The organism is Tunicatimonas pelagia, from assembly GCF_030506325.1.
Lineage (GTDB): Bacteria > Bacteroidota > Bacteroidia > Cytophagales > Cyclobacteriaceae > Tunicatimonas > Tunicatimonas pelagia.
This window is the reverse complement of sequence record NZ_CP120683.1, coordinates 2649721-2673471: the sequence shown is the minus strand read 5'-3', so window position 1 is coordinate 2673471 and position 23751 is coordinate 2649721. Positions and strand designations below refer to the sequence as shown.

At 41.6% G+C, this 23751-nt stretch carries 27 protein-coding genes; 17 read left to right on the top strand and 10 right to left on the bottom strand.

The window, feature by feature from the left end; genetic code table 11:
- Nucleotides 1–291: 291 nt before the first annotated feature.
- On the bottom strand, nt 292–723 hold the full coding sequence (locus tag P0M28_RS11270) for a type II toxin-antitoxin system VapC family toxin (RefSeq protein WP_302210003.1): 432 nt from the start codon (nt 721–723) through the stop codon (nt 292–294).
- On the bottom strand, nt 724–975 hold the full coding sequence (locus tag P0M28_RS11265) for a DUF6364 family protein (protein ID WP_302210002.1): 252 nt from the start codon (nt 973–975) through the stop codon (nt 724–726).
- A 446-nt stretch (nt 976–1421) separates the two neighbouring features.
- Here P0M28_RS11265 and P0M28_RS11260 point away from each other — a divergent pair, with 446 nt between their 5' ends.
- The 11 genes from P0M28_RS11260 to P0M28_RS11210 all read left to right on the top strand — a co-directional run bounded on the left by P0M28_RS11260 (nt 1422) and on the right by P0M28_RS11210 (nt 9072).
- Nucleotides 1422–2585 carry a Gfo/Idh/MocA family protein gene (locus P0M28_RS11260; RefSeq protein WP_302210001.1) on the top strand — a complete coding sequence of 388 codons (1164 nt, stop codon included), beginning with the start codon at nt 1422–1424 and terminating at the stop codon, nt 2583–2585.
- An 84-nt stretch (nt 2586–2669) separates the two neighbouring features.
- On the top strand, nt 2670–2945 hold the full coding sequence (locus tag P0M28_RS11255) for a hypothetical protein (protein ID WP_302210000.1): 276 nt from the start codon (nt 2670–2672) through the stop codon (nt 2943–2945).
- A complete protein-coding gene (locus P0M28_RS11250) occupies nt 2888–3271 on the top strand; it encodes a type II toxin-antitoxin system VapC family toxin (RefSeq protein WP_302209999.1) in 384 nt (127 codons plus the stop codon). The genes P0M28_RS11255 and P0M28_RS11250 overlap by 58 nt, the downstream gene beginning before the upstream one ends.
- A 46-nt stretch (nt 3272–3317) precedes the next feature.
- A complete protein-coding gene (locus P0M28_RS11245) occupies nt 3318–3851 on the top strand; it encodes a RidA family protein (RefSeq protein WP_302209998.1) in 534 nt (177 codons plus the stop codon).
- Nucleotides 3852–3920: 69 nt separating this feature from the next.
- The gene (locus P0M28_RS11240) at nt 3921–4691 is read left to right on the top strand and encodes a 3-ketoacyl-ACP reductase (protein WP_302209997.1); all 771 of its coding nucleotides are present in this window, start codon (nt 3921–3923) and stop codon (nt 4689–4691) included.
- Between the two features lie 3 nt (nt 4692–4694).
- Nucleotides 4695–5492, top strand: coding sequence for an RpnC/YadD family protein (locus P0M28_RS11235; RefSeq protein WP_302209996.1), 798 nt, complete (start codon nt 4695–4697; stop codon nt 5490–5492).
- On the top strand, nt 5489–5617 hold the full coding sequence (locus tag P0M28_RS11230) for a hypothetical protein (protein WP_302209995.1): 129 nt from the start codon (nt 5489–5491) through the stop codon (nt 5615–5617). The genes P0M28_RS11235 and P0M28_RS11230 overlap by 4 nt, the downstream gene beginning before the upstream one ends.
- A 2-nt stretch (nt 5618–5619) precedes the next feature.
- Nucleotides 5620–6711, top strand: coding sequence for a signal peptidase I (lepB, locus tag P0M28_RS11225; protein ID WP_302209994.1), 1092 nt, complete (start codon nt 5620–5622; stop codon nt 6709–6711).
- A 142-nt stretch (nt 6712–6853) separates the two neighbouring features.
- Complete coding sequence (locus P0M28_RS11220) at nt 6854–7084, top strand: hypothetical protein (protein ID WP_302209993.1); 231 nt, start codon at nt 6854–6856, stop codon at nt 7082–7084.
- A 13-nt stretch (nt 7085–7097) separates the two neighbouring features.
- Nucleotides 7098–8486 carry a sodium:solute symporter family protein gene (locus tag P0M28_RS11215; RefSeq protein WP_302209992.1) on the top strand — a complete coding sequence of 463 codons (1389 nt, stop codon included), beginning with the start codon at nt 7098–7100 and terminating at the stop codon, nt 8484–8486.
- Nucleotides 8487–8673: 187 nt separating this feature from the next.
- Complete coding sequence (locus tag P0M28_RS11210; protein WP_302209991.1) at nt 8674–9072, top strand: Hsp20/alpha crystallin family protein; 399 nt, start codon at nt 8674–8676, stop codon at nt 9070–9072.
- A gap of 94 nt (nt 9073–9166) precedes the next feature.
- Here the strand turns inward: P0M28_RS11210 and P0M28_RS11205 are convergent, their stop codons facing one another.
- Together P0M28_RS11205 and P0M28_RS11200 are read right to left on the bottom strand one after the other, a co-directional pair.
- A complete protein-coding gene (locus P0M28_RS11205; protein ID WP_302209990.1) occupies nt 9167–11761 on the bottom strand; it encodes an ABC transporter permease in 2595 nt (864 codons plus the stop codon).
- A complete protein-coding gene (locus tag P0M28_RS11200) occupies nt 11758–12102 on the bottom strand; it encodes a PadR family transcriptional regulator (protein WP_302209989.1) in 345 nt (114 codons plus the stop codon). The genes P0M28_RS11205 and P0M28_RS11200 overlap by 4 nt, the downstream gene beginning before the upstream one ends.
- 435 nt (nt 12103–12537) lie before the next feature.
- Here P0M28_RS11200 and P0M28_RS11195 point away from each other — a divergent pair, with 435 nt between their 5' ends.
- Nucleotides 12538–13185: a hypothetical protein gene (locus P0M28_RS11195; RefSeq protein WP_302209988.1), complete on the top strand. Its 648-nt coding sequence runs from the start codon at nt 12538–12540 to the stop codon at nt 13183–13185.
- A 273-nt stretch (nt 13186–13458) separates the two neighbouring features.
- A complete protein-coding gene (locus tag P0M28_RS11190) occupies nt 13459–14487 on the top strand; it encodes an ABC transporter ATP-binding protein (protein ID WP_302209987.1) in 1029 nt (342 codons plus the stop codon).
- A gap of 22 nt (nt 14488–14509) precedes the next feature.
- Here P0M28_RS11190 and P0M28_RS11185 read toward each other — a convergent pair whose 3' ends face one another.
- Nucleotides 14510–15709: a hypothetical protein gene (locus tag P0M28_RS11185; protein ID WP_302209986.1), complete on the bottom strand. Its 1200-nt coding sequence runs from the start codon at nt 15707–15709 to the stop codon at nt 14510–14512.
- Nucleotides 15710–15806: 97 nt separating this feature from the next.
- On the opposite strand from P0M28_RS11185, the gene P0M28_RS11180 reads away from it, so the two are divergent.
- Entirely contained in the window at nt 15807–16142 is a 336-nt protein-coding gene (locus P0M28_RS11180) for a PadR family transcriptional regulator (RefSeq protein WP_302209985.1), read from the top strand.
- Nucleotides 16115–16798, top strand: a complete 684-nt coding sequence (locus P0M28_RS11175) for a hypothetical protein (RefSeq protein WP_302209984.1) — start codon at nt 16115–16117, stop codon at nt 16796–16798. The genes P0M28_RS11180 and P0M28_RS11175 overlap by 28 nt, the downstream gene beginning before the upstream one ends.
- Nucleotides 16799–16815: 17 nt before the next feature.
- On the opposite strand, the gene P0M28_RS11170 is transcribed toward P0M28_RS11175, so the two are convergent.
- Nucleotides 16816–17550: a DUF6503 family protein gene (locus P0M28_RS11170; protein WP_302209983.1), complete on the bottom strand. Its 735-nt coding sequence runs from the start codon at nt 17548–17550 to the stop codon at nt 16816–16818.
- 274 nt (nt 17551–17824) lie between these two features.
- Between P0M28_RS11170 and P0M28_RS11165 the strand changes: the two genes are divergently transcribed.
- Nucleotides 17825–18505, top strand: coding sequence for a Crp/Fnr family transcriptional regulator (locus P0M28_RS11165; RefSeq protein ID WP_302209982.1), 681 nt, complete (start codon nt 17825–17827; stop codon nt 18503–18505).
- Nucleotides 18506–18549: 44 nt separating this feature from the next.
- A complete protein-coding gene (locus tag P0M28_RS11160) occupies nt 18550–19449 on the top strand; it encodes a hypothetical protein (protein ID WP_302209981.1) in 900 nt (299 codons plus the stop codon).
- Between the two features lie 80 nt (nt 19450–19529).
- On the opposite strand, the gene P0M28_RS11155 is transcribed toward P0M28_RS11160, so the two are convergent.
- The 4 genes from P0M28_RS11155 to P0M28_RS11140 form a co-directional block, all read right to left on the bottom strand.
- Complete coding sequence (locus tag P0M28_RS11155) at nt 19530–20627, bottom strand: Fic family protein (RefSeq protein WP_302209980.1); 1098 nt, start codon at nt 20625–20627, stop codon at nt 19530–19532.
- A 275-nt stretch (nt 20628–20902) separates the two neighbouring features.
- Entirely contained in the window at nt 20903–21463 is a 561-nt protein-coding gene (locus P0M28_RS11150) for a M23 family metallopeptidase (protein WP_302209979.1), read from the bottom strand.
- Between the two features lie 159 nt (nt 21464–21622).
- Nucleotides 21623–22114, bottom strand: coding sequence for a hypothetical protein (locus tag P0M28_RS11145; protein ID WP_302209978.1), 492 nt, complete (start codon nt 22112–22114; stop codon nt 21623–21625).
- Between the two features lie 304 nt (nt 22115–22418).
- The gene (locus P0M28_RS11140; protein ID WP_302209977.1) at nt 22419–23579 is read right to left on the bottom strand and encodes a helix-turn-helix domain-containing protein; all 1161 of its coding nucleotides are present in this window, start codon (nt 23577–23579) and stop codon (nt 22419–22421) included.
- Nucleotides 23580–23751 lie beyond the last annotated feature (172 nt).

Sequence of the window (23751 nt, the reverse complement as noted above, 5' to 3'; positions counted from 1 at the left end):
AAGTACACAACACGCCCAGGGTGGTTACTGGCGTACATCTAAGTGGTCGCTTCACAGAAGCGATCACTTTCTGTTGGTGCTTACTGTAAATTCAAGATAATTGAGACAATATTTCGGTAATTTTTCACCGAGGATCAAAACCAAATAGCCTCTCCTTTGTGCCTTTTTATAAGAGGGGTAACGGTTGTAGCTATGAGTAGTGGTGGGCTTTGAAACGCGAACTTTTCGGTTTAGCACATACCTTTTTTATATTCACTTACTTCTGTTTTAGCGATTAAACCGCTATTATTTTTATACATTGTAGCCACTGGCTTTTCCTTTTAGATATGTCTCAGGTGTTAATATTGCTAGTTCGCTTTTTTTAAAATCTTTTAAATTTCGGGTCAATATAATTTTTATCTCACCGTTCTCAACTGCAGAAAAGTTTTGTAAAGCATCTTCGAAGTCTTTAAAGTCTGAATTTAGCGCGTTGATAACAGCACTTTTGTCTAAATTTATAATTTCAATAATAGTTAAAAGTTGTTTTATTTTCTCTACAATGATATTATGTTTCGCAGTTTTTCGAAGCAGGTAATAAACGTTCGAGATTATTACAGGTGTTGTAAATCCTTGCACTTGTTTTTCCGCACATAGATTTATCAATTCTGTAGAATATTTAGCAAAAGGCTTTCTGTCAAAAAAGAAATCCATTAACACGTCTGTGTCGACTAGAACTTTGTCCATTTATAAGTATTTTTCTTCTAGACGATTTTTAAGTTCCTTTTTGTAATCCATATTTTTAGGCATTTTAAAAGAACCTTTTAGTGACTCTACAATTGGATTAAGTTTTTGGTTTTTATCATTTTTTTCTTTTTCTGTAAGGACTTTGAGATAGTTCTCGACGATATCTGACAAACTACGATTTTTATCTTTTGCGTAGTTTTTTGCTCGCTCTATAATTTCTTTTTCTATCGTTAAAGTCAATTTTGTATTCATCGTTTCAATAATTGTAGGTTCACTTTTACAAAGTTAAAAAAAGTTTTCTGATACACGTGTATTTTGCTCATGGTTAACATCTGGATATACGACATACGTATATCCACAAAAAACTATTGGCTTAATTACAGTTAAAATAACGCATTATTTGACTCAGAAGCAGTGAAAACATAATTTTAAAGCTTATTAGAGAAACAATAAAGCGAATGTTACTGTGGCCATTAAAGATACTATTCATGCCTTTCAACAACAGTTACAGATTCAACGCTATGCCGAGCCGGTTGTGAACGCGTAAGTAAATTGCCTCATATCCCTGAACCCTCTGTTTTCATTGCTTGTCAAATTTTTGTTATCGGTTGCATTTAATTTTTTGGCAGAGAAGGTTGAGAGCATTAACTTGAACGCTCACAATCATTTTTATTCTAAAAACCAGTAGAAAACGAGCTATGAGCACTGAACTAACCACCCATCGCGTAGGCATCATCATGAATGGAGTAACCGGCCGGATGGGAACCAACCAACACCTGATGCGCTCCATTGTAGAGATAATCAAACAGGGCGGGGTGAAAATTAGCCCCACCGAAGTTATTATGCCCGATCCTATTTTGGTAGGGCGGAATGCCGTAAAGCTGCAAAACCTCTGCGAACGATCAGGGATTGAGAAGTATACGACTAACGTGGACGAGGTACTACAAGACGATCAGTACTCAATTTATTTTGATGCCCAAACCACCGGACGACGAGCCGAAGCTGTTCATAAAGCTGCTGCTGCCGGAAAGCACGTTTATTGCGAAAAACCTACGGCTACTGACACTGAAACGGCCCTAGATATTTACAAAGTGTGTCAAAAACACGGAGTGAAGAACGGAGTAGTGCAAGACAAACTTTGGCTGCCCGGCATGGTAAAAGTAAAGCGGCTGATTGAAAATGGCTTTTTTGGCGATATTTTGTCAGTACGGGGTGAGTTTGGTTACTGGGTATTTGAAGGTGATACTATTCCGGCCCAGCGTCCTTCCTGGAACTACAAGAAAGAAGAAGACGGCGGAATTATTGTTGATATGCTCTGCCACTGGCGCTATGTCTTAGATCAAATATTCGGAAAGGTAAAAGCAGTTTCTTGCTTGGGTGCTACTCATATCCCTAAGCGGGTAGACGAGCAAGGAAATACGTACAAAGCCACTGCCGACGATGCCGCTTACGCTACCTTTGAACTGGAAGGCGGAATCATCGCTCATTTCAACTCATCCTGGACGGTACGCGTTCGCCGGGATGATTTACTGACCTTGCAAATTGATGGTACCAAAGGCTCGGCCGTAGCGGGACTACGCGAATGCTGGATTCAGCACTACGGTAATACTCCCAAACCGGTTTGGAACCCGGATATCGTGCAACCCATTGATTTTTATAACGGCTGGTCGAAGATACCTGAGCAAGAACTGCACGACAATGCCTTTAAAGTACAATGGGAAATGTTCTTGCGCCATGTAGTAAAAGACGAGCCATTCCCTTACACACTGCTGGAAGGAGCCAAAGGAGTGCAACTAGCCGAAAAAGGCTTGGAAAGTTGGGAAAAACGCTGCTGGGTCGATATTCCTGATTTGGAAGAATAGAATGGGAGGTCTGATATTTCTAGACTGATATGGTTCTGATTGCTCGGATTTCAACACTTGTTTCACGGATTGCGTGTAATAGATATGAACATTAGAGAAAAGGTAAGGAAGCAGCTTGATCGGCTTACAGATGAAGAGTTGCAAGTAGTAAGTCAGATGATTCATCAGCTGAAATCATCTACCTCAGCAGAAGCCCCGTCGTCTAAAAAAAGATTACTGAAACCGCGGCGGTTTGGCGGAAAATTAGACGGAGTTAATCTTCGGGATATAGCGTTGATCGGATACTGGTTGATACTAATGTGTTGGTATACGCTAAAGATGAAGAGTCTGACTTTCACCGCCAAGCAACTTATTTTGTAGAGAACCATAAAGCTGAACTTATTATTACCTCCAAAAGTATATCTGAATATTTGGTAATTGTAACCCGAGGCGATAAGCCACTCTCCTCGATTGATGATGCAATTCAGGATATTCAGGACTTTGTACAAAATTTTACGCTTATATATCCCTCTCAGCAAAGTTATCAGAAGTTGAATATGTTGTTACAACAGTACGAAATACGGGGTAAGCGCATCCACGATCTTGAGATGGTAGCAATTGGTCTAGCCAATGATATTGTAGAAGTTGCTACATTCAACACTAAAGATTTCGTAACCATTGATGAAATAAAAGTAATGGAGCCATAATCTTCGCAGAAGTACAACTCATTATTCATAACTAACCTACTCCTTTATGAGAACCTTAACCATGCTTTTTGCAGTAGCATTGGCTATACTAGTAAACAGCGTAACGTTTGCCAATCCACCCGGCGATATTGAACAGAAGCTGGAAGAAATGGGCGTGACTCTCTACGAAATGCCTGCTCCTACGGCCAATTATGTGCGAGCCGTACGCTCCGGGAATCTCATATTCTTGGCAGGGCACGGCCCCATGAAGCCCGATGGCAAAAATGTAACCGGAAAGCTAGGTAAGGATTTATCGGTAGAAGAGGGAAAAGAAGCGGCCCGCTATACGGCTATCGCGTTGCTTTCCAGCCTCAAAGAAGAAATTGGTGATTTGGATCAAATTTCCCGCATTGTGAAGGTACACGGCATGGTGAATAGTACTCCCGATTTTACCGATCACTCCCAAGTGATAAATGGCTTCTCTGATTTTATGGTAGAGGTATTCGGCGAATCGGGAAAACACGCCCGGGCTGCTGTAGGCATGGGTTCATTACCCGGTAATATCGCCGTAGAGATAGAAATGGTGGTAGAAGTAAAATAGAACAGGGTGACTTGATAGTCAGGATTTTAAATTGTTTTCATATTTGACATTTCATATCTCATATTTTTCATGAACAAAGTAGCTTTTATTACCGGAGGTAGCCGGGGCATCGGGTTTGGCATTGCTGAAGCTTTGGCCAAAGAAGGTTTTGACGTAGCCATCAACGGAATGCGTCCCGAAGAGGCTGTAACCGATGTGCTTGACCAGCTCAAACAACACGGCGGTGACGTTATTTACTGCCAAGGAAACATTGCCGATACAGAATCCCGGCAGCGAATGCTTCAGCAAATTGGAGATCACTACGGTCGGTTGAATGTGCTGGTTAATAACGCCGGAGTAGCTCCCAAAGAACGCAACGATATTTTGGATGCTTCCGAAGAAAGCTATGAGTACGTGATGAAGACCAACCTACAGGGGCCGTACTTCCTGACGCAGCAAGCGGCTAACTGGATGATTGAACAGCGGCAGGCTGATGAAAACTTCTCAGCCTATATCATTAATATTTCATCTATTTCCGCAACCGTAGCTTCGGTGAACCGGGGTGAGTACTGCATTTCTAAGGCAGGTATGAGTATGATGACCCTGCTGTTTGCTACCCGTTTGGGTGAGTACGGTATTCCCGTCTACGATGTGCGACCGGGGGTTACCAAAACCGATATGACTTCGGGCGTGACCAGCAAATACGACAAGTTAATTGAAGAAGGTCTCTGTGTTCAACCTCGCTGGGGTTATCCCGAGGATGTGGCTAAAGCTGTTGTAGCACTTGCCCAGGGTTATTTCCCTTATTCTACCGGACAAACCATTATGGTAGATGGCGGGCTGACAATTCCGAGGATGTAGTGTATGGCAATTGACCCAGACTACGATGGCTACTGGAAAGAGATAATCACCACATTATTTGAAGATTTTGTCCAATACTTCTTACCTGATGTTTACCAAGAAGCAGATTTTAGTCAGCCACCAGTATTTTTAGAGCAGGAACTTCAGAAATTGATTGCTGACAAACGCAAAAAGGGGAAAATCTTTAATGATAAACTAGTTAGAATAATATTAAAAGATGGATCGCAGCAATGGCTTTTGATTCATATTGAAGTTCAATCATACGCTGAGGCAGATTTTGTAGAGCGCATGTTTTCGTACTTTTATCGTATCTACGATAAATACGGCTCTCAGATTACCGCCATTGCTATTTACACCGACGACCGTAAGGATATCACTGATACATTTAGCTATCAGCTATTCGGCACCGAAGTAACGTATCGGTTCAATGCTTTTTCTGTCCAACAGTTCGACGAGAAAGAATTATTAGCCTCAGATAATCCGTTTGCTTTAGCGTTGTTAGCAGGAAAATATCATCTGCGTACCCACCAAGATGCTGAGAAACGTTATTCTTTCAAGAGAAAACTGGTAACTTTAGCTTGGGAGAAGAATTACGACCGAACTAAAGTGGTCGCTCTACTACGGTTTGTTCATCTGATAATATCATTACCAGAAACTCTAGAAACCCAATTTGAGCAAGAATTCGTTAAAAGGCTTATAAACGAACAAGAAATGGAACTAACAAAGTCACAGAAGCGAATCGCGCATACCGTTTACGAAGCAGTCTATGGTGAGAGTTTAGAGAGCGGGACAGGCAAATGAAGGTAGCAACCGTCCAACGGTTACTAAAATTAGCGGTATTAACAACTGAGCAAATAGCCGAAGCGACTGACTTGCCGGTTTCTACCATTGAATCTATTCAGAAAGATATGAACAAAGATAACTAATTATGAAACTGTTCTCAAAAAAGCCGAAGTCCGCCGATCCTAAACCTGTCTGGAAAGAGTGGTTGCATTCTATTGTATTTGCCGTGATCGCCGCTTCACTGCTGCGTAGTTTGTTCATGGAAGCGTTTGCAATTCCTACCTCATCAATGGAAAATTCGCTACTGGTAGGTGACTACTTATTTGTGAGCAAACTACACTACGGGGCTACCACCCCGCGCACCCCACTACAAATACCGCTAATGCACCAAAATTTACCGGGAACAGAAATTCCTGAGTATCTAGATTGGATAGAGCTTCCTTACTATCGTTTGCCGGGTTTTAGGGAAGTAAAGCGTAATGAAGAAGTAGTCTTTCATTATCCGCCCGAGTGGGATCGCCCGGTAGATATGAAAACCTTCTACGTGAAACGTTGCGTGGGCTTACCCGGTGATAACCTGGAAATCCGAGGCGGAGAAATTATTGTAAACGAAGAAGTTCTGCCGAAGCCTGAACACGGACAAACCAGCTACTGGGTACAAGCGAAGCAAACCATTCATCCGCGCGTATTTCGCCGATTAGGTATTGACGAGTATTATGCTGGCTCAGGCGGTTACCAAATTAACGCTGAGGCCGATGCCGCCCAGCAGTTAAGTGAGCTACCGTTTGTGCAGAAAGTAGAAGAAATTATCTATCAGCCCGGTGAAATGAGCGAACGCTTGTATCCACAGGGGCAGCATCCACAGCGGCAAGAAAAAGATTGGACTATTGATTACTACGGCTCAATTTATTTACCCCAAAAGGGTGACCGTATTCAGTTGACTGAAGAAAATCTAGCATTGTACGGCCCAGCTATTATCCACTACGAAAATGTAGATGCTGAACTTGTTGATGGAAAGCTGCTCATTGATGGAAAAGAAAATAAAGAATACGAATTCCAGCAAGGCTACTACTTTATGGTTGGCGATAATCGGCACAATTCATTGGATTCCCGCTTTTGGGGATTCGTGCCTGAAGACCATATTGTGGGTAAGCCCGTAGTCGTTTGGTTTTCTTACGATAAAACGGCTGACTTCTTCAATCGAGTTCGCTGGAGGCGCTTGTTTACATTAATTTAGAGTTATGGTGCGAAGTGTTATAGTGCTTAGTACAACTAGCTACTAACCATTACCTGAACATCATTCCATGACGGCCTGAACACCTGAGCACAATAACACTAAAACACCAAGTACCAAAACACCTTAACACTACTAACAATCTATGTCATCCAAACCTAACACAACTTACTGGTACCTCTGTGTTGCAGCAGCGGTTCTGCTGTCAATTATTACTTTCACTCCACTCGTAATTCCGGCGGGAGTGTATGAGCCGATGCTTTTTGGGATTCCCTACACGCTTTGGGTTTCGTTTTTGGTTATGGTTTTATTCGTCATAATCACTTACATTGGTACGCGCGTGCATCCCGGAAGAAACGACAAGGACGCCGACTAAGCTAACTACTACTATGACAACCTGGATTTTTATCATTGGCTCTATTTATTTAGGGATGCTGGCGTATGTGGCAACCCGTTCTTTTCGAAGTAACAAGTCAGCCGAAGACTATCTGATGGCGGGTTCCAACATTGGCGTTATTCTCGGCTTTCTCACCTTTGCCGCTACCCTCTTCAGTACCTTCACCATTCTCGGGATGCCTGACTTTTTCCGAAATAATGGTATTGGTGCCTGGATATTCCTGGCCGTTTCTGACGGTGGTATGATTTTCCTGATTCTCTGGTTTGGGTATCATTTGCGAAAAAAGGTGAAAGAGAAGGGCTTTCAGGGAATGGCGGGTTTACTGCAAAACTGCTACGGGAATAAACTGGCGGGATACGTTAGCTTCGGGGGGATGTCTATTTTCTTAGTACCCTACGTAGCGATTCAAATTCGCGGTATCGCCATTTTCTTGACCGCTGTTTTTCCCGAGGCCTTACCACCTTGGGGCTGGTCAATGGCTATTATGGGGGTAATGCTGCTCTACAGCGAGATTGGTGGCCTCAAAGCAATCATGCACGCGGATGCGGTCCAAGGATTAACGCTGCTAGTGGTAAGCTGGATTATCGGCATTAGCTGCGTAGAACACTTTGATAACCTGAAGGCACTGTTTGCCGAGGTGCAGGCCAGCAATCCGGAGTTACTCTCTACACCGGGGCCTAATGGTTTATTCACCCCGCAGTTTCTGATTGCCTCTTTTCTGGTGATTCTCTGTATTCCCATTACACAACCGCAATTGGCAATTCGCTTAGTAATTTTGCGCAATTTACGGACAACGCACCTGATGGCCGTGGCGGTTGGGATTTTTGCCATTCTGGTGATTATTCCTACCATTTTTATTGGTCTGTACGGAGCTGTTCGCTATCCTGATGCTAGTACTCCTGACTTCCTTTCGCAAGTATTGTTATACGAACAACCAGGAATTATTGCTGCTTTAGCCGTAGTAGGTTTGCTAGCAGCCGGGCTTTCTACCACGGATTCCCAAATTTTTGCGATGGGCACTGAGCTTCGCTCCCTACTTTCGGGTAGTGAAAAATCTAAGCTTACCAAAACCAAAGTAGCAATTGTGGGCTTCGCTGTGGTAGCGTTAATTTTTTCTATTTTAGCTAGCGATCAATTGGCGTTACTAGCCCGGGTTAGCTTTGCCGGAACCTCCATGCTGGCTCCCATGATTTTAGCAGCAGTGCTCACTCGCCAAAAACTGGGCATAGAAATTATCTTTGCTACGGCCTTGGCTTTACTAACGTTCTTAGCCTCGCTGTTAGGCTTAATTCCTGCTTCATTAGGCTCTATTCGCCTCGATTTATTTTTGCTAGTCATGTTGGGGACTTTCGTCCTAATTTCCAGTAGGTTACGAAGTTAAATTTTTCCCAATACTGTACTTCTACTCTATTTTTTAGACAAAAGTTATATTTATTATAACCTAATCGTGTCATTTTGTCGTTAGAATAGTAGTATACCAGACATTCTGTCCGCTGTTTAGCGTAGATCATTAGGATTGGTACACCATTTGCAAAAGTAATTGTAGCGTAAAACAGAGGAGGTATATTATGAAAAACATACTAAAGGACTTTGTCCATCAAATAGATACAATGAACACTGTGGGTGGTGGTACTACCGCAACTCGAGTAAATGTAACGAAGGAGGTAGATAGGCTAGTGATTGAAGTGAGTGCCCCTAGCGTACACAGCGATTCATTCAATATTTATCTGCGCGGAAATCAACTAATTGTTTATACTGTACTGAACGATACGGAAACACTAGGAGAACAAGAGAGCTTAGCGGCTCGCCACACCGTTCCTATGTTTAACCGAATGTTTGATGTTCCCCCGCACGTTGATCGAGAACAAATTGATGCCGTTTTTGAAGATGGTTATTTGCGGGTAATTCTTCCCTTTAGCGAAGGCGAATCGGCAGAAGTAAAACGCATTGATATTCGGGAGTACTAATCTTTGAAAGATAAGGCTTACTAAGCGGGTTGAGAAATCATCCCGCTTTTTTTTGTCTTATTGAGTGCGTTATCGATGTACACAGCTTACAGACTTACTCCGTTCTCAGCCCATCTACTAGGTTAGATTTAGATACTTTGCCTACTTGGGTAAACATTACTGCTAACAAGACTACTACTAATATTATGGCGGGTAGTGCAATTTCTAAGTACCCTATTGGGGCAAAGATAGGATACATCATATCCATTAGGGCTTTAGCAAGTACGTAACTGATAGGTAATCCCAGTAAGAGGGCCACTAGGCACAATATGATGTACTGACGAGTAATATTGATAGCAATATTCTTCAATCCGGCTCCTAGTACCTTTCTAATACTAAATTCTTTTATCCGTCCGGACACATTGAGGGTTACTAGCCCGTATAATCCTAGGCTGGCTAGTAGTACTGCCATGAAGGCAACCGTTTTCATAAACCGTTCTTGCGTATCTACTTCTTCAAAAAATCCGGTCCACACATCTTCTTGGTGGCCTCCCTGAAAGGGCGTTTCGGGAAAGAGGGCAGTCCATTCAGATTGTAATGCTTGGTAAGCATTTTGCTCGGTGCCGGGTCTAACTTTCATGGACAGATAACGATAATCCGACTGATTGGCTAAGCGGAAAATAGTGGGCCGCATTTCGTAGTAAAAATTCTTTTCGTGAAAATCTTTTACTACCCCAATCACTTCGTACTTAGCACTATCAATCTCGAGTAATTTACCTAGGGGCTGCGCTAAAGCCATATTCTTCACTAGCAGCTCATTCACTACTACCGCTTGCTTATCGTTTTCCGACCGGTCTTTAAAAAATCTACCCTCAGTAAGTTGTAGCTCCATTGTCTCAAAATAGTCGGCACTAACTGATAGTTGCGCTACTTCGTACGGACGGTTAGCTTGATACACCAGTGTTGAGGCTGTCTCTTTTCCCAAATGATGCGTTGACCCGGCAGTAGACAACACATCGGGATGTTGGATCATTAACGCATTGAGGCGGTTGAAGCCTACGGCATCTACTACGTCAGCGTAGAGCGTTCCTTGCTGATTGTATCCCCAACTGCGATTAGCTAAGTAGGTCGTATTCTGAGTGAAAACAACAGCAGAAGTAATGGTAATACAAGCGAGAATAAGCTGAAATCCCAGCAGCACTTTGGTAAGCGGGTTCTTTTTACCAAACTGAACCGACCCTTTAAATATTTTGACCGCATTGAATCTTGAAATGTAAAGCGCGGGATAGATGCCCGATGTAATACCAGTCAGGAATAAAAGTGCCACCAGAAAAATCCAAAGGTTTCCATCGAGAAGATCTAGTTCCATACTGCGTTGTGCTACCTGAATGAACCAAGGTAAAAAAACCGTGAGTGCCAGAACCAGTCCTGCAATGAGTGCAAAGGCTGTCACCAGTATATTCTCGGCTAAAAATTGAGTAACTACTTTACTCCGGTTAGCCCCGATTACTTTTCTCACTCCAATTTCTTTCAGACGCTTCGTGACCGATACAATCGCAATGTTAACATAGTTAAAGCAGGCTAGTGCCAGCATAAATAGCGCAATGATAGGCAGTGTAATGCGTCCTTCCGAAGAAGCATCGTAAGAGATGTCGTTTTTTATATTACCTGAGTTTAGGTGTAGACCAGCCAATTGCTCAAATCCAAAGGAAGTGATCTTCCAGTCGTGTTGGGCTTCGTTATGCAACGTTTGGTACTTCGTCATCCCTTTGGTGATAGGGGCTAAATCCGATGGGTCGTCTACTTGAATCAGGGTGGCGTTCACAAATTCTTCCCAGTCCTGGGTATTGTAGTCAGGAAAGTTAGTTCGCAGGTTCTCAAAATTGACCAGGAAGCTAAAGTCAATGATATGTGCTTCGGGGAAAGGTTCAGCCACTCCGCTTACTTTGAATGTCTTACTTCGGTCTGCCCCAAAAATTATCTGTATATCCTGACCCAACGGATTCTCATCCCCGAAGTACTTCACAGCCATTTCATCGCTCAGAATGATGTTGTTTGGTTCAACTAGTGATTGTTTCACTCCCCATTTTAAAGGAAAGGTGAACATTTCTAAAAATTCCGGATCGGAAAATCGTACGTTTTCGTGAAACACTTTATCGCCATTTTTTAGCACTGCGTTCTTATCCTCAACTCGGCATACTTTTTTAATATGCGTAAAATCCTCTCGTAGCATATCGCCCAACGGACGAGGAGTAAGACCATATTGTTCTTCTGTTCCGCTTCGGTCGGCAGAAAAGGTAATTAGGTATACTTCGTCTTTGAATTCGTGAAAACGGTCTATGCTGTAGTCGTACTTTAAGAATGCGTACACTACCAGGCACACCCCAATTGCCATCGATAAACCAAAAATATTGATGAACGAGCTGAGCGGGTTTCGCATTAAGCTGCGTGAGGAGGTTTTGTAGTAATTTCTGAACATGGGAATGCGGTTGACGGGTTGGAATGGGTTTATTCTTTTGAGGGCAAAAGGGCGAAGAAAATGCAGGGCTTGAAACCAGTACAGAATAGGTTGTTGCCAGCGAGGCTTTTCGGTGAGTTCGATGTAGTATTCTTCTAGGTCGCCCAAAATTTCCTCTAACACTTCAGGCTTACAGAGCCAACTGAGAAATCGCTCTACTTGCTTTGGGAGTTGGTTATTCGGGAATTTCATGTTATGCGTAAGTTGCCGAGTGCTAGTTCAGGAATCTGCTGCCAGAGGCTGACTTTTACATCTCTACTTTGCTGAAGAACCCTTTTTCCATGAGCAGTTATGGTAAACAATCGTTTTCTTCTTCCGCCTCGTTCGTCGGTGGCTCCGCCGAGTTGAGATGTAACTAAACCTTTTTTTTCTAGTCGGTTCACCGTACCGTGTACGGCACCAATGGTTATGGTTCGGGAGGCATGTTCTTTGAGAGCCCGCCGGATTTCTAAACCATAGGTATCTTCCGGTTCTAGCATAATAATTAGTAGTAGAATCAGCTCCTCTAATTCGCCAAGATGTTGTTTGCTCATTACTTTGTTCTATTTAGTATAACAAATATAAAAATGTTTTTTCAATTTGTTCTACTTAGTAGAATAAATCATTATTTTTTTAAATTTCTCCAGGAGTGGAGACACGCATCACCCAACTATTTGATAACAATAAGGCACATTATACGGTAGGTTAAAGGCAACACTTTTGAGTTTTTTGACCATCCGCCTAGGTTAGAGTTTGAGTTTTTAGATGCCAATTCTTGGTGGAAGTGTTAGCGTAATCTTACACGGTTATTACATTTTCTATGAAATAGTGCTGTGTAAAATGAATTTTCCGTAAAAACATAGCAATTTAAAACTTGCTGGTTAACAAAGTAGTAAATAATGCGTTAAAGTAGGTAGGTAGTCTGATATAGGCATTTTTGCTTTATTTTTTTATAGCTGCAAAGTAAGCAGCTCAGTAGGTACACTGATATGAAGAAATTGTTGTTAACCGCAATTGTGGCGTTGGGGGCTGTTGGTCTTGCGTGCGCTGCTCCCCAAACTGCTTGGTCAGCTGGAGTAATTATTACGGCTGATGAAGAAGTACTACAAGGCGAAATTCGCTATAATTACGCCCACGATATTGTGATGTATCGGGCAACCACTGATGATAACCTTCAAACTTTCTCAACCAGTCATCTTACATCTTTTCGCTACTATGATAAGAAGCAAGAACGAGTGCGTTATTTCCGAAGATATACTCATCAGGAAAGTGATTACATTACTCGACCCGCTTTTTTTGAAGTAGTTCTATTAGGTAATATCTCGTATCTGAGGAAGCACAATGGCGCCGCCTACTTTGATCCTACTGACTCGCGCCGGTTCGCAGTGAAAAGAAGCGAACGATTGAGCCCTGAAGTAATGTGTTACGATTACTACGTACAACTGAATGGTAAAATTATTCGAGCCCGGCAATTTAAGCGGAAAGTTCTTCCGTGGCTGGTTAATCAAAATATTGCCGTGAAAGATCATATGAAAGAGCATGGTCTTCGTAGTGGCTACGTAGGTGATCAAATTCGGCTTATCCGTTATGCCAACGCCCGGCTACAATCCCGTTTGTCGGCTGGCATTAAACTATAGTTAGTGCTCTGTCAAGTTTGAAATCGAGGTGACTACCGCACAGGTAGCCTATTCTCGCAGTGTTCTCTGATAGACCGTAATTTGGTGGTAAGTTTCAGGTTACAAGTTGAGATAACCTGAAATTTGATTACCTGCAACGAAATAGCCTACTGACTGAAAGTGCCGCAAATTATAAAATCATAACAGCTACCTTCAAAATAAAACTTGACAAAGCACTGGTCGCTAACATTCTTCTTCGTTTTTAGCTTAGGAGTAGGTACAAAACATTGCTTAATGCGTACACTACTTACCACCGAAGACTTGTCGGTTCAGTATCTAGATGCTGCTTCAGCTGCGATACAACATATTAGCTTATCAGTTTTTGAGAGAGAAACCGTAGTTATTGTTGGCGAAAGCGGCTCGGGTAAAACCACACTGCTGAAAACAATGGCCGGATTACTAGAGCCTAGTGAAGGAAAGGTTGTCTTTGATGGCAAACCTTTACCCCCTCCTTCGCGCCGTTTGGTACCCGGGCACCCGGATATTCGGATGGTTTTTCAGGACTTTGGTTTATCCCCCAACCTAACTGTACACGACAATATTGATCACGTGCTGAGAAGGTACGAGTCAACTTATCGTACTGAACGGGTGCAAGAATTGATAAGTCGCTGCCGACTCGGTGGACTAAAAGATCAGCTGCCTAGAACCCTTTCGGGAGGAGAGAAGCAACGGCTCGCTCTAGCTAGGGCGTTGGCGGAGGAACCACGTTTGTTACTGATGGATGAGCCTTTTGGTCAGGTGGATACTTCGCTCAAGCAACAGTTAAGGATTGAATTGGCTGATTTCCTGAAAGAGTCTGATTCTACCGTAGTGATGGTTACGCACGATCCTAAAGACGCTCTGGGGTTAGCCGATACGGTTGTGGTGGTAAAAGAGGGTAAGATCGTAGAGAGCGGCTCGCCTCATGAGGTTTATGAACAACCCAGTTCGGCCTATTCTGCTCAATTGTTTGGTTCAATGACTGTTCTTCCGGTAAGCTTTTGGCGACAATATTTCACTCCGGCACTGAACCTCACTTCCGGCTATTTTGGGTTACGGGCCGAGCACGTCAAGATTGTTCTGGAATGGCGGGAGGATGAAAATTTACTCGATATGCTAATTGCCAAAGTGACTCAAGTAGTTTATCAAGGATTTTATCAGGAAGTTTACTTAGAAGCAAAAGGGCAAACGATCATTGCCTTTCATCAGGGAGAACCAGTCGTGGCACGCCAAACTGTGGGACTAATGATTGATTTTACCAAGCTAGTACCTATTTTGCCATAGTAATATTGAAGCCCGTGTTACACTAGATAATCGGCGACCGCTCAAACTCGGCATTCTCGTCAAACAGCTTGCGGTAAGTTGCCATCGTTCGGACCCGTTGGCAGCCTAAGGCTTCCATTACCCGCACCATTTTGGGGTTAAAATCACCTACCCAAGTAACGATGTAGGTGTCGTACTTGTGGCGTTGCTCTTTTTCATTCCAGCAAACTTCCCGCAGATTGTCAAATATCAAACCTTCTATGCCCCGCATCTGGTACTTTTGCTTCACACCGAAGGCCACTCCGTAGCAATCGCGCACATTTGTAGTTTTTTGGTGGAATAAGAATTTTAGCTTGCCCCAGAGGTTCATATTGTCACCCACTTTTTCGTAGAGCCGATTGATATTGGGTAGAGCCACCATAAAGGCAATCGGGCTGTCTTCGTAGTACACGAAGTGCAGCAGTAGCTCATCCACTACTGGTTTTATCTGTTTTAGCAGATTGAGTGCCTGTTGCTCAGTCATAGCCCGAAAATTATCGTGAGTTTGCCAGGCATCGTTATAAATTTCCATAAAGTGGCGGGCGTACTTCAGTGGCTGATTTTTCTCGTAGGTACGGATGGCATACTGAGGCTGGGCTTTGATCCGATCTGAGCGACGCTGGAATATCTCGGGTAGGGGCGTGGCGAACAGCTTGTGGAAAATATACTGGTTGAAGTACACCTGAAAGCCGTAAGCTTCAAATAGCTGAACGTAGTACTCGGGGTTATAATTTTGACCATAGTAGGGTTTTAAATCGTAGTTTTCAGTGATTAGTCCCCAATACTTATTATTCTCTCCGAAGTTAATCGGTCCGTCCATCGCTTCCATCCCCCGTTCACTCAGCCAAGCCTTGCACTGATCAAATAGAGCAAATCCTGCCTCTTTGTCATCAATACACTCAAAAAAGCCCAGCCCTCCAGTCGGCTGATTGAAGGTATTCGCTTTGCGCTCATTAATAAACGCTGCTACCCGTCCGACTACTTTTCCCGAAACATTCCGCATAATCCATCGCTCGGCTTGTCCGTGGGTGAAAAAAGTATTCTGATTAGGATCAAAAACCGCTTCTACCTCCTGCCGAATATGCGGAACCCAGTTCGGATCATTCTGATAGATTTGGTACGGAAGCTGTCGGAAAGCTTCTTTATCTGCGTTACTACGAACAGCTTGAAAAGTAAATTGGGTGGTGGTTGCGGTAATTGGCATCGTTATGATTTATGATGTAAAGAAACAAAAAAAGTAGATTTACTTGCTATACTTTGAAGTTCTATGTATCTAACATACCTAGAACTTCAAAGTATATATGATCTCTAAAGAATTAGTAGCTGCTTCTACCATTCCTATTGTTCTTTCTTTGCTGAAAGAGAAGGATAACTATGGCTACCAGCTAATCAAGGATGTTCAACGAATATCGGGTGGATCACTCCAATGGAAAGAAGGTTCGCTTTATCCGGTGCTACTAAAGCTAGAAAAGAAAGGGTTGATATCATCCTACATTAAGCAAGAGGATGGGAGAAACCGCAAATATTATTCTCTCAATAAATCAGGAAAAACCACTTTAAGCGAGCTAAAGAACGAATGGACTAATATCAATCAAGTAATGATAACGCTATGGAACCCGCAAACTCGTTTGACCTAGATACGGCGATTAGCCAGTATATCAGTCAGGTTAACTCAGCTAAGATTCTATCAGAAGAAGAAAAAGATCAAATCTACGACCACTTCTGTAGTGAGGCAGCATCCCTACAAGATTCAGGACTGAGTACCGAAGAAGCATTCTTCATTGCTAAAATGCGCTTCGGCGATTCTAGTACTATTCAACAAGAGTTTGCTAAAGCCAAACCTTGGAATAGCTTACTCCAAATAGTTTTGGTAGCTGTCGTATTGGTGTTAGGAATAAAATTAGTCTTGAATGTGGCAAACGTATTTTCGTTCTCAATTGTGATTGCTTTGCGGGAATTCTCGGCGACCAGAGTTGAAAATTATCTAAATGTAGGTGACTGGATATTTCGTATTGGAGTAATAATCGCTCTACTTTACTTAGGTTATATAATCTTCACCAAAGTTAGAATAACATATATCAGGCATCTCTGGGCAATACCAACGCTATTTATACTATCCGAAGTAGCTATTCGGGCAATGATGCAAATCTTTTTTGATACCTTCACGACTGGAATTTTTACTACTTATTACCTCCACTCTTCATATATCTACTTTGGTGTAAGCTGTGTGGTTATAATTTTCTCTATGTGGTTTCTCTATAAAAATAAGGATCAACAAATAAAGTTTGCCTAGTTGAGCTTTTGCGAATATTAATTCATTTCTCTTACGATAATATCCGAACCCAGGTATTCATCAGTCTGCTTCTTGTACCAATGTCGCATTCTAGGCAGGGTGATACCATCTATTTGCAGATCATCCTCAAACTTAATGATTTCGCCTTCTTCCGGGTTTTTAGGGTGGTAAAACTCCAAGGCTAACAAGGTATAATCTTCGGTAGAGATGATTAGTTGCCAGTGTTTGCTAATCATTTCTTGTTCTAGCTCTAATGAAATGCGATAGGCTTCTTTGCCTTCAAATACGATTGGTTCGGCTGGAGCCATTTTGTCGTAAAATTCTTTAGTAACCGACATAGGCAATCCGTACATGGCTTGGTAAAAATTGCGATAGCCTTGGCTGCGTTGCTGGTTTATTCCGTACTTTTCTTCTATTTCAGCGGGTACATCAGTATTATCATTAAACAATGCCCGAAATGAACCTCGCTCATCAATAATTCGCTTAATGGTGCCTTCACTCCGATTTCGCTCGATCTCAAAGTAGCTACTAGCATTATTGAGCACAACTCGTGAGTACCGTTGGGGATTATTTACCCTAGGTTCTTGAATATGTAACCTAAATTCTGACTGGTTCCATCGCTGGTCAGTGTCATATTTCAACTTGCTCTGCGCTAAAATATATTGACTATTTTTACAGGGGGCGGGCGGGTTATCTGGCTGAAATGAAAAGACTGAGAGCCAGGCCGTAAATAACACTATGAGCAGATTCATGATGCGTGTAGTTGAGATGATTTATCAAACATAAGAATTTCGCGGAATAGCTATACAGTCAATCAACAGATTCTTAAAATCATCAAATAGGCAGCTAATGCAGATAATGGTTGGTAAGATTGATTCTCATAAATTTCACAAAAGTCTCACAGCCCATTTACATTTCCTTAACATACGTTATTACAGGCAACCCTTCGTAAAAAAAATCGGTAATTTGTGTAATAGCCGACGTTACTACGTTCGGCTTACTTACAGAAAGCTGACCACTTACACTATGAATGCTGAAACAAACTATTGGTTCTTTGAAGAAGAAAACTTTGTTAATATCTTCTGCCCCCAGCGGATTGTAGAGCTAGATAATCAAATTGAAGATCGGGAGTATCAAAAGGGAGATAATGTCTATTCCATTGGCGAACCGTCGGAATATGTATACATCATCAAGCAGGGGCGAGTAAAAATTGGAATGTATTCGGAAGATGGAAAAGAAATCGTGAAAACTATTCTTACTCCGGGCGAAGTGTTTGGAGAAATGGCTCTGACGGGTGAAGAAAACCACCGCGATTTCGCGGTAGTGCTAGATAATGATACTGTAGTTTGTCCGATGACCCTAGATGACTTGCAGGCTCGGATGGCTGATAACCAGGAGCTAAGTTTGAGTATTTTTAAGATGATGGGTAAACGTATGCAGAAACTGGAGCGACGAATTGAATTGCTGGTTTCTAAAGATGCCCGTACCCGGGTGATAGAATTTTTACGGGATATGGCGAAAGAAAAAGGCCGTAAAGTAGGCTTTGAAACCATGATTCCGAATCACCTGAAACACCAAGATATTGCTAGCCTCACGGGAACATCCCGACAAACGGTAACCACCATTCTCAATGAGTTGAAAGAAAAAAATATTATCAACTTCGACCGTCGCAAGATTTTAATCCGTGATTTAGACCTTCTGAAATAAAAAACCTGTCGGCCTCACAATCAGGGCTATACTAATCTGAACATATGAAAACTTTTATCAATTTTATAGCGATTGGACTATTGGTTAGTCTTGTTTGCCCAACGGTTCAAGCTCAAACCAATTTGCAGGAGTACACTCCTTCGATACTGCTAAACCGAGGTCAGTGGGAGTTTAAACACTTTACGAATGTTTACACTCAAACCAAAGCTTTTGACGATCAGCTTCGGAAAGATGATCAGCGAATAGATGGTCGACAAACATTCGCCACAGCGATCAATCAGTTTATGTACGGCATCAATCCTAAATACTCGCTGGGCTTGGATGTTTGGGTAAAGTACGCAAACTTTAGCGATAGCCAGGGGCAACGCAACCGAATTGGTCTGACGGGAGTTGGGCCCAAAATCAAAATTGCTCCGTTTGAGGGAGCTTCCCGCTTGTCAATCCAAAGTACGTTCCTGATTCCCATCTCGAGCGATACCGAAAGCCGAGAGCCTACTGCTACCAATCCCTTCTTATTTTTGGAGTTTGACCGATACTTGTGGATTAATGAAATCTTTTACGACATACCGCTGTCTTCCAGTACCCAGTTATTCATTAGAGGGTCAATCTGGACATCGTTTCCTCGGGATTCTTTCCGCAACCGGGCTTTTGTGGAGACTCCCATCACCGTATTTTTTAATTATTTCCCCAACCCAAGGTTAACTCTATATACTTCACTGGAAGCTTGGGTGAAGCACGTGGAAGACTTTCAGGACGAAAATAATATGAGTGCCAACCGTTTTAAGGTTGCCAGTTCCTTCTTTTCCCAAGCTGGCTTAGGTGCAAAGTACCAGCTTATTCCCGGTTTACTGGAGGGCGAACTACTTTACACCAACTTCTGGCTGGGTAGCCCCGGCGAAGGTGCCGGACAAACCTTTAACTTCGGGTTGCGGGTTATTCATTAATCTAGCTTTAGATTACATCACATCACATCACATCACATCACATCGCGCTTATACAATATCATAGCCCGTGATTGTGCTAATTAAAGGTCAACCAATTTATAATTGGCACTTCGGCCTCCTTCATTGGTTGGTTTTAAGATGCCCTTTTCTACCAAATCCTTTATATCGCGCAAAGCAGTATCGGTAGAAGTTTTGGTGATTTTTGCCCATTTTGAGGTTTTTAATTTCCCCTCAAATCCATCGAAGAGCTTATTGAGCATAAGGCGTTGTCGTTCGTTGATGGGTGTTTGTTCGTGCAGTTTCCAAAATTCAGCTTTCTGCAATATTTTTTGTGTCGTGTTTTCGGTGGCAAGCATTGCGTTTTTCAGGCAATGTAAAAACCACTCGATCCACTCAGTAATGTTACCTGTACTATGTTGTACTTTCTGTAATATTTTGTAATAGCGTTTGCGCTCTACTAAAATTTGGCTCGACATACTGTAAAAACGTTCACCACTATTTTCGGCGCGAGCCAGCAACATATCGGTTATAGCACGACCAATTCGACCGTTTCCGTCATCAAATGGGTGAATGATGATAAACCAAAAGTGGGCAATGGCAGCCTTTAGAACAGTATCAAGCGTATTGTCATTGTTGAACCAATTTAAAAATTTATCCATCTCCGTTTTTACAAGTTCTGGTTTTACGGCTTCGTAATGCACTTTTTCTTTCCCCATTGCCCCCGAAACTATTTGTATTTTGCCTGTCCGATATCTGCCCACTTCTATTTTATAAGGTCCGCTATATCCTGTTGGGAAAAGTGCCGCATGCCAACCAAATAAACGTTTTTCGGTTAAAGGTAATTTATAGCGTTGGGTGGCATCAAGCATCATTTCTACAATGCCTTCTATGTGTCGGCTACTCGGTACAAGCCCAGCGGTGTTGATACCTAAACGTCTGGCAATGGATGAGCGTACTTGTTCGTAGTTGAGCAATTCGCCTTCTATTTCAGATGATTTTACTACGTCTAAGGTTAGGGAGGTAAGTGTGGCTTCTTCTTTGGCAAAAAACCCTAAAGCGTTCATTTGCCCGATAATTTTGCCTTGCATTAACCGAACTTCGCCGAGTATCGCATTAATGGCTTTATCATCCCAGGTAAAGTCTGTCCAATTTTTGTGTTCGTAAATGTATCTTGCCATTGCACCAACCAATTATGCGACAAATATATCAATTAATCACCGCATTTTTGCGGTGATTAATTCGTTTTATCACCGCAAGAAATGAAATTTGACAGGTCGTATTGCTATTGGCTATAACGGTTGGTATATGAAAAGTAGGCGATTTCGATACATGAATTTTCCGGTTATACACAAATTCTGATACGAGCCTAAAACCTTTCTTTTATTACTGTTTGGCCGTACGCTTACCGCTACAATGCTGGTATACTTTACTTTTACTGCTTTGCTGTCAAATATTATTTTCTTACAAGTTGGCCTTTCGTAAGTTCTCCTTTATTGATGAATACATCATCTGCATAATAATTTTTGAATTGGGCCGGTACACCTGTGCTATTTTGCGAATCAGATGAGTTTTGTAATTGATAATGTAAATGCGCTTCAGTAGAGTTTCCGCTATTACCAGTTTGCCCCAACGCTTGTCCTGAAACTACGGTGTCACCTACAGAAACTACTATTGTACCTTTCTTAAAATGCGCTAGAATAGAGTATTCTCCGTTTAGATGATCTATCATTACGTAATTTCCAGCAGCTAAGTCGTCTTCATCGTTCACTTCGCCGGGTACATTGTCTTCAATACTATTCTCTACTTCTATCACCTTACCTGCACTGGGCGCATATAAAGGCATTCCAAAACAATAGTAATCCTCATTTTGGCTTCCGTCTCCGGCAAAAGATTTACCGTTTACATACACAACAGCATCTACGGCATATCGTTGCCCTAATCTGTAGGTAACAAAAATGATGGCCGCCGTCTTTATGGGTTCTGCCGCCATTAAATATATACCATTCCTTTTCAAAGGGTATTTCTAAATCAGTTTTGGTCTGATAGTGTAAGTAAATATTTTCTTCCAGTGTTCCTTCGTCTCCTATTAGTATATCCTCGCATCCGTAGCAAGCAAATAGAATACATATGAATAAGACGAAACGGATGCTGTTTATTGAGTATTGCATGTCTATTAAAATTTAAAGTCGACCCCTATGGCAACTCGATTTTGTAATTCTCTAAAAATATTTTCTGATTTTAACCTGTCATAACGAGAGTGAAATTGTGCAACGAGGTCAAACCTGTTTGATAGTGAGTAGTGATAGGCTACGTTAAAAATATAGCCTTGGTATCGGTGAGAAGGATAAAAATCGGTATCCAAATTTCCAAAAACGAAAAGTAAAAGAGGAACTGATAATTGCGAATTTATGGCATGTCGGTCATGTAGTTGAAAGTTAACCCTTCCGGCCACAGAGATTTTTTGTTGAAGTTCAGCGGCCACCAACTCTCCGAATGCTACTCCAATCGTTTGAAGGGAGAAGCCAACATGTCCTGCCCAATTGTTTTGATTGGTCACCGGATACAAGTAGCTAAACCATAGTCTATCGCTACGGTAATCTAGATTTAGTGCCGGAATTTTTTCAGATTCTAATGCTGAATCCCAATGTTGTAAATTGAACTCCATGATCCTGCCATTTTTTTTGTATCGCAAGTAGTTGATCTCAAAAACGTCGGTCTCATAGTTATAGAGTACAACAGGAGACAATATCAGGTTTTTATAAGCTCCCAAACTATACCCAGCCCTAACACCAATGCTATTTTTGAATGATGTATTCTGAGCTAATGAGATACTGGTAACAAAAAAGCTAGCAATTACTAGTAAATGTTTTATTCGAACCATTTTAATCTTTTATGTAAAACTTAACGATGAATTTGTTAAGCAAACTTATGGAAGAACAGTAAGTACAAGGTTCCGATAGCTCTACTCTTTACAAATTGGAACTTGTTTTTTGCGTTTTACGGTAAGCATTTGGGGTCATTCCGGTGATTTTCTTAAATGAATTGTAAAAAGTGGTCTTTGAAGAAAATCCACATTCCAATCCTATGGCCAATAAGCTATAATTGTCAAATTCTTTATCCACAATGAGGGTTTTCACATCTTCTACTCGGTAACGGTTAATGTAATTGATAAAATTATCCTTGGTAATTGAATTAACTAGTTGAGAAACATAACCAGAACTTATACCTAACATCTCAGCCACTTTTTCCCTGTCCAACGAGGGATCTCGATAAATTTGATCGCTTTCGCAAAGGCGTACTAGCTTTTTAAAATAAATATTGTCTTCAGACAGGAATTCCCCTTTTACATTATTCACTTCTGATTCTTCTGGTACGTGGTTAGGAATATTGATACGCTGCTCTTTCTTATTCTTGATCAATGCTTTTATTTCTTTCTGATCGTCTGCAAGTTTAAATTTATAAATACCTGTAAATACAATCCAGTGAATTAACACGGCACTCAATAAGCCGAGTACTCTCATTGTAGGCATAATATCAAACCTCATGAATACAGCAAGGAGGATGGTGACAGAAAATACAGAAAAAATAAAGAAAACAGAAGCCCATAGATAAGTAAGCCATTTTTTTTCTTGTACATTTTCTGATTTTTTAATCAGTAAGAAGGCACTAATTAAAACTAAGGGTATGAACACTACCGCTATTATCACTTCTATTATCCACAGGATTTGAACCGTTAGCTTGACATAATAAGGGAGTACATCAAAGTTATCCAGGATTGTTAGGTCTGTTGTGATATTCAGGCTAGCTATGTACAGAAAAGGGCAAAACAACAAAAACCTTCTTTTAGATAATATGATCGAATGTTTTACTTGATGAGCGATAAACAGAAAAATGAATACAGGAAAAATCACCTCCAGGCTTATTGATTGTAGTAGTTGTAAAGTGGGTATGGTTTTATAAAGCCCGGTTGAGTCAAAAACTAGAACTAAGAGCAGGGCAGACAATGAAAAAACTGCATACGCTAAGTACTTATTTGCTTTGCTTTTAAATAGTGGAGAGACTAAAATGATCGTTGCTAAAACGACACCTTGAAAAATGGCTATATTAATAAATGTTATTAGTACGCCCACTTTATATTTTTGTTAATAGAATTGATAGAAACTCATTTGTCAGTTGCATTTTTATAAGCTTTTTGGAGCTTAATTCTGGTTAAAGTTCTGTAATTGCTTTGATAATGAGTTGCCATTTACAAGTTATTTCAGTAGTCTATATTGCACATAACACTTGGATACACAATATACG

Excerpts from the sequence above, each read along its gene's own strand:
- P0M28_RS11270 (WP_302210003.1), bottom strand. The coding sequence starts at position 723 with ATGGACAAAGTTCTAGTCGACACAGACGTGTTAATGGATTTCTTTTTT.
- P0M28_RS11265 (WP_302210002.1), bottom strand. The coding sequence starts at position 975 with ATGAATACAAAATTGACTTTAACGATAGAAAAAGAAATTATAGAGCGA.
- P0M28_RS11260 (WP_302210001.1), top strand. The coding sequence starts at position 1,422 with ATGAGCACTGAACTAACCACCCATCGCGTAGGCATCATCATGAATGGA.
- P0M28_RS11255 (WP_302210000.1), top strand. The coding sequence starts at position 2,670 with ATGAACATTAGAGAAAAGGTAAGGAAGCAGCTTGATCGGCTTACAGAT.
- P0M28_RS11245 (WP_302209998.1), top strand. The coding sequence starts at position 3,318 with ATGAGAACCTTAACCATGCTTTTTGCAGTAGCATTGGCTATACTAGTA.
- P0M28_RS11240 (WP_302209997.1), top strand. The coding sequence starts at position 3,921 with ATGAACAAAGTAGCTTTTATTACCGGAGGTAGCCGGGGCATCGGGTTT.
- P0M28_RS11235 (WP_302209996.1), top strand. The coding sequence starts at position 4,695 with ATGGCAATTGACCCAGACTACGATGGCTACTGGAAAGAGATAATCACC.
- P0M28_RS11230 (WP_302209995.1), top strand. The coding sequence starts at position 5,489 with ATGAAGGTAGCAACCGTCCAACGGTTACTAAAATTAGCGGTATTAACA.
- lepB (WP_302209994.1), top strand. The coding sequence starts at position 5,620 with ATGAAACTGTTCTCAAAAAAGCCGAAGTCCGCCGATCCTAAACCTGTC.
- P0M28_RS11220 (WP_302209993.1), top strand. The coding sequence starts at position 6,854 with ATGTCATCCAAACCTAACACAACTTACTGGTACCTCTGTGTTGCAGCA.
- P0M28_RS11215 (WP_302209992.1), top strand. The coding sequence starts at position 7,098 with ATGACAACCTGGATTTTTATCATTGGCTCTATTTATTTAGGGATGCTG.
- P0M28_RS11210 (WP_302209991.1), top strand. The coding sequence starts at position 8,674 with ATGAAAAACATACTAAAGGACTTTGTCCATCAAATAGATACAATGAAC.
- P0M28_RS11205 (WP_302209990.1), bottom strand. The coding sequence starts at position 11,761 with ATGAAATTCCCGAATAACCAACTCCCAAAGCAAGTAGAGCGATTTCTC.
- P0M28_RS11200 (WP_302209989.1), bottom strand. The coding sequence starts at position 12,102 with ATGAGCAAACAACATCTTGGCGAATTAGAGGAGCTGATTCTACTACTA.
- P0M28_RS11195 (WP_302209988.1), top strand. The coding sequence starts at position 12,538 with ATGAAGAAATTGTTGTTAACCGCAATTGTGGCGTTGGGGGCTGTTGGT.
- P0M28_RS11190 (WP_302209987.1), top strand. The coding sequence starts at position 13,459 with ATGCGTACACTACTTACCACCGAAGACTTGTCGGTTCAGTATCTAGAT.
- P0M28_RS11185 (WP_302209986.1), bottom strand. The coding sequence starts at position 15,709 with ATGCCAATTACCGCAACCACCACCCAATTTACTTTTCAAGCTGTTCGT.
- P0M28_RS11180 (WP_302209985.1), top strand. The coding sequence starts at position 15,807 with ATGATCTCTAAAGAATTAGTAGCTGCTTCTACCATTCCTATTGTTCTT.
- P0M28_RS11175 (WP_302209984.1), top strand. The coding sequence starts at position 16,115 with ATGGAACCCGCAAACTCGTTTGACCTAGATACGGCGATTAGCCAGTAT.
- P0M28_RS11170 (WP_302209983.1), bottom strand. The coding sequence starts at position 17,550 with ATGAATCTGCTCATAGTGTTATTTACGGCCTGGCTCTCAGTCTTTTCA.
- P0M28_RS11165 (WP_302209982.1), top strand. The coding sequence starts at position 17,825 with ATGAATGCTGAAACAAACTATTGGTTCTTTGAAGAAGAAAACTTTGTT.
- P0M28_RS11160 (WP_302209981.1), top strand. The coding sequence starts at position 18,550 with ATGAAAACTTTTATCAATTTTATAGCGATTGGACTATTGGTTAGTCTT.
- P0M28_RS11155 (WP_302209980.1), bottom strand. The coding sequence starts at position 20,627 with ATGGCAAGATACATTTACGAACACAAAAATTGGACAGACTTTACCTGG.
- P0M28_RS11145 (WP_302209978.1), bottom strand. The coding sequence starts at position 22,114 with ATGGAGTTCAATTTACAACATTGGGATTCAGCATTAGAATCTGAAAAA.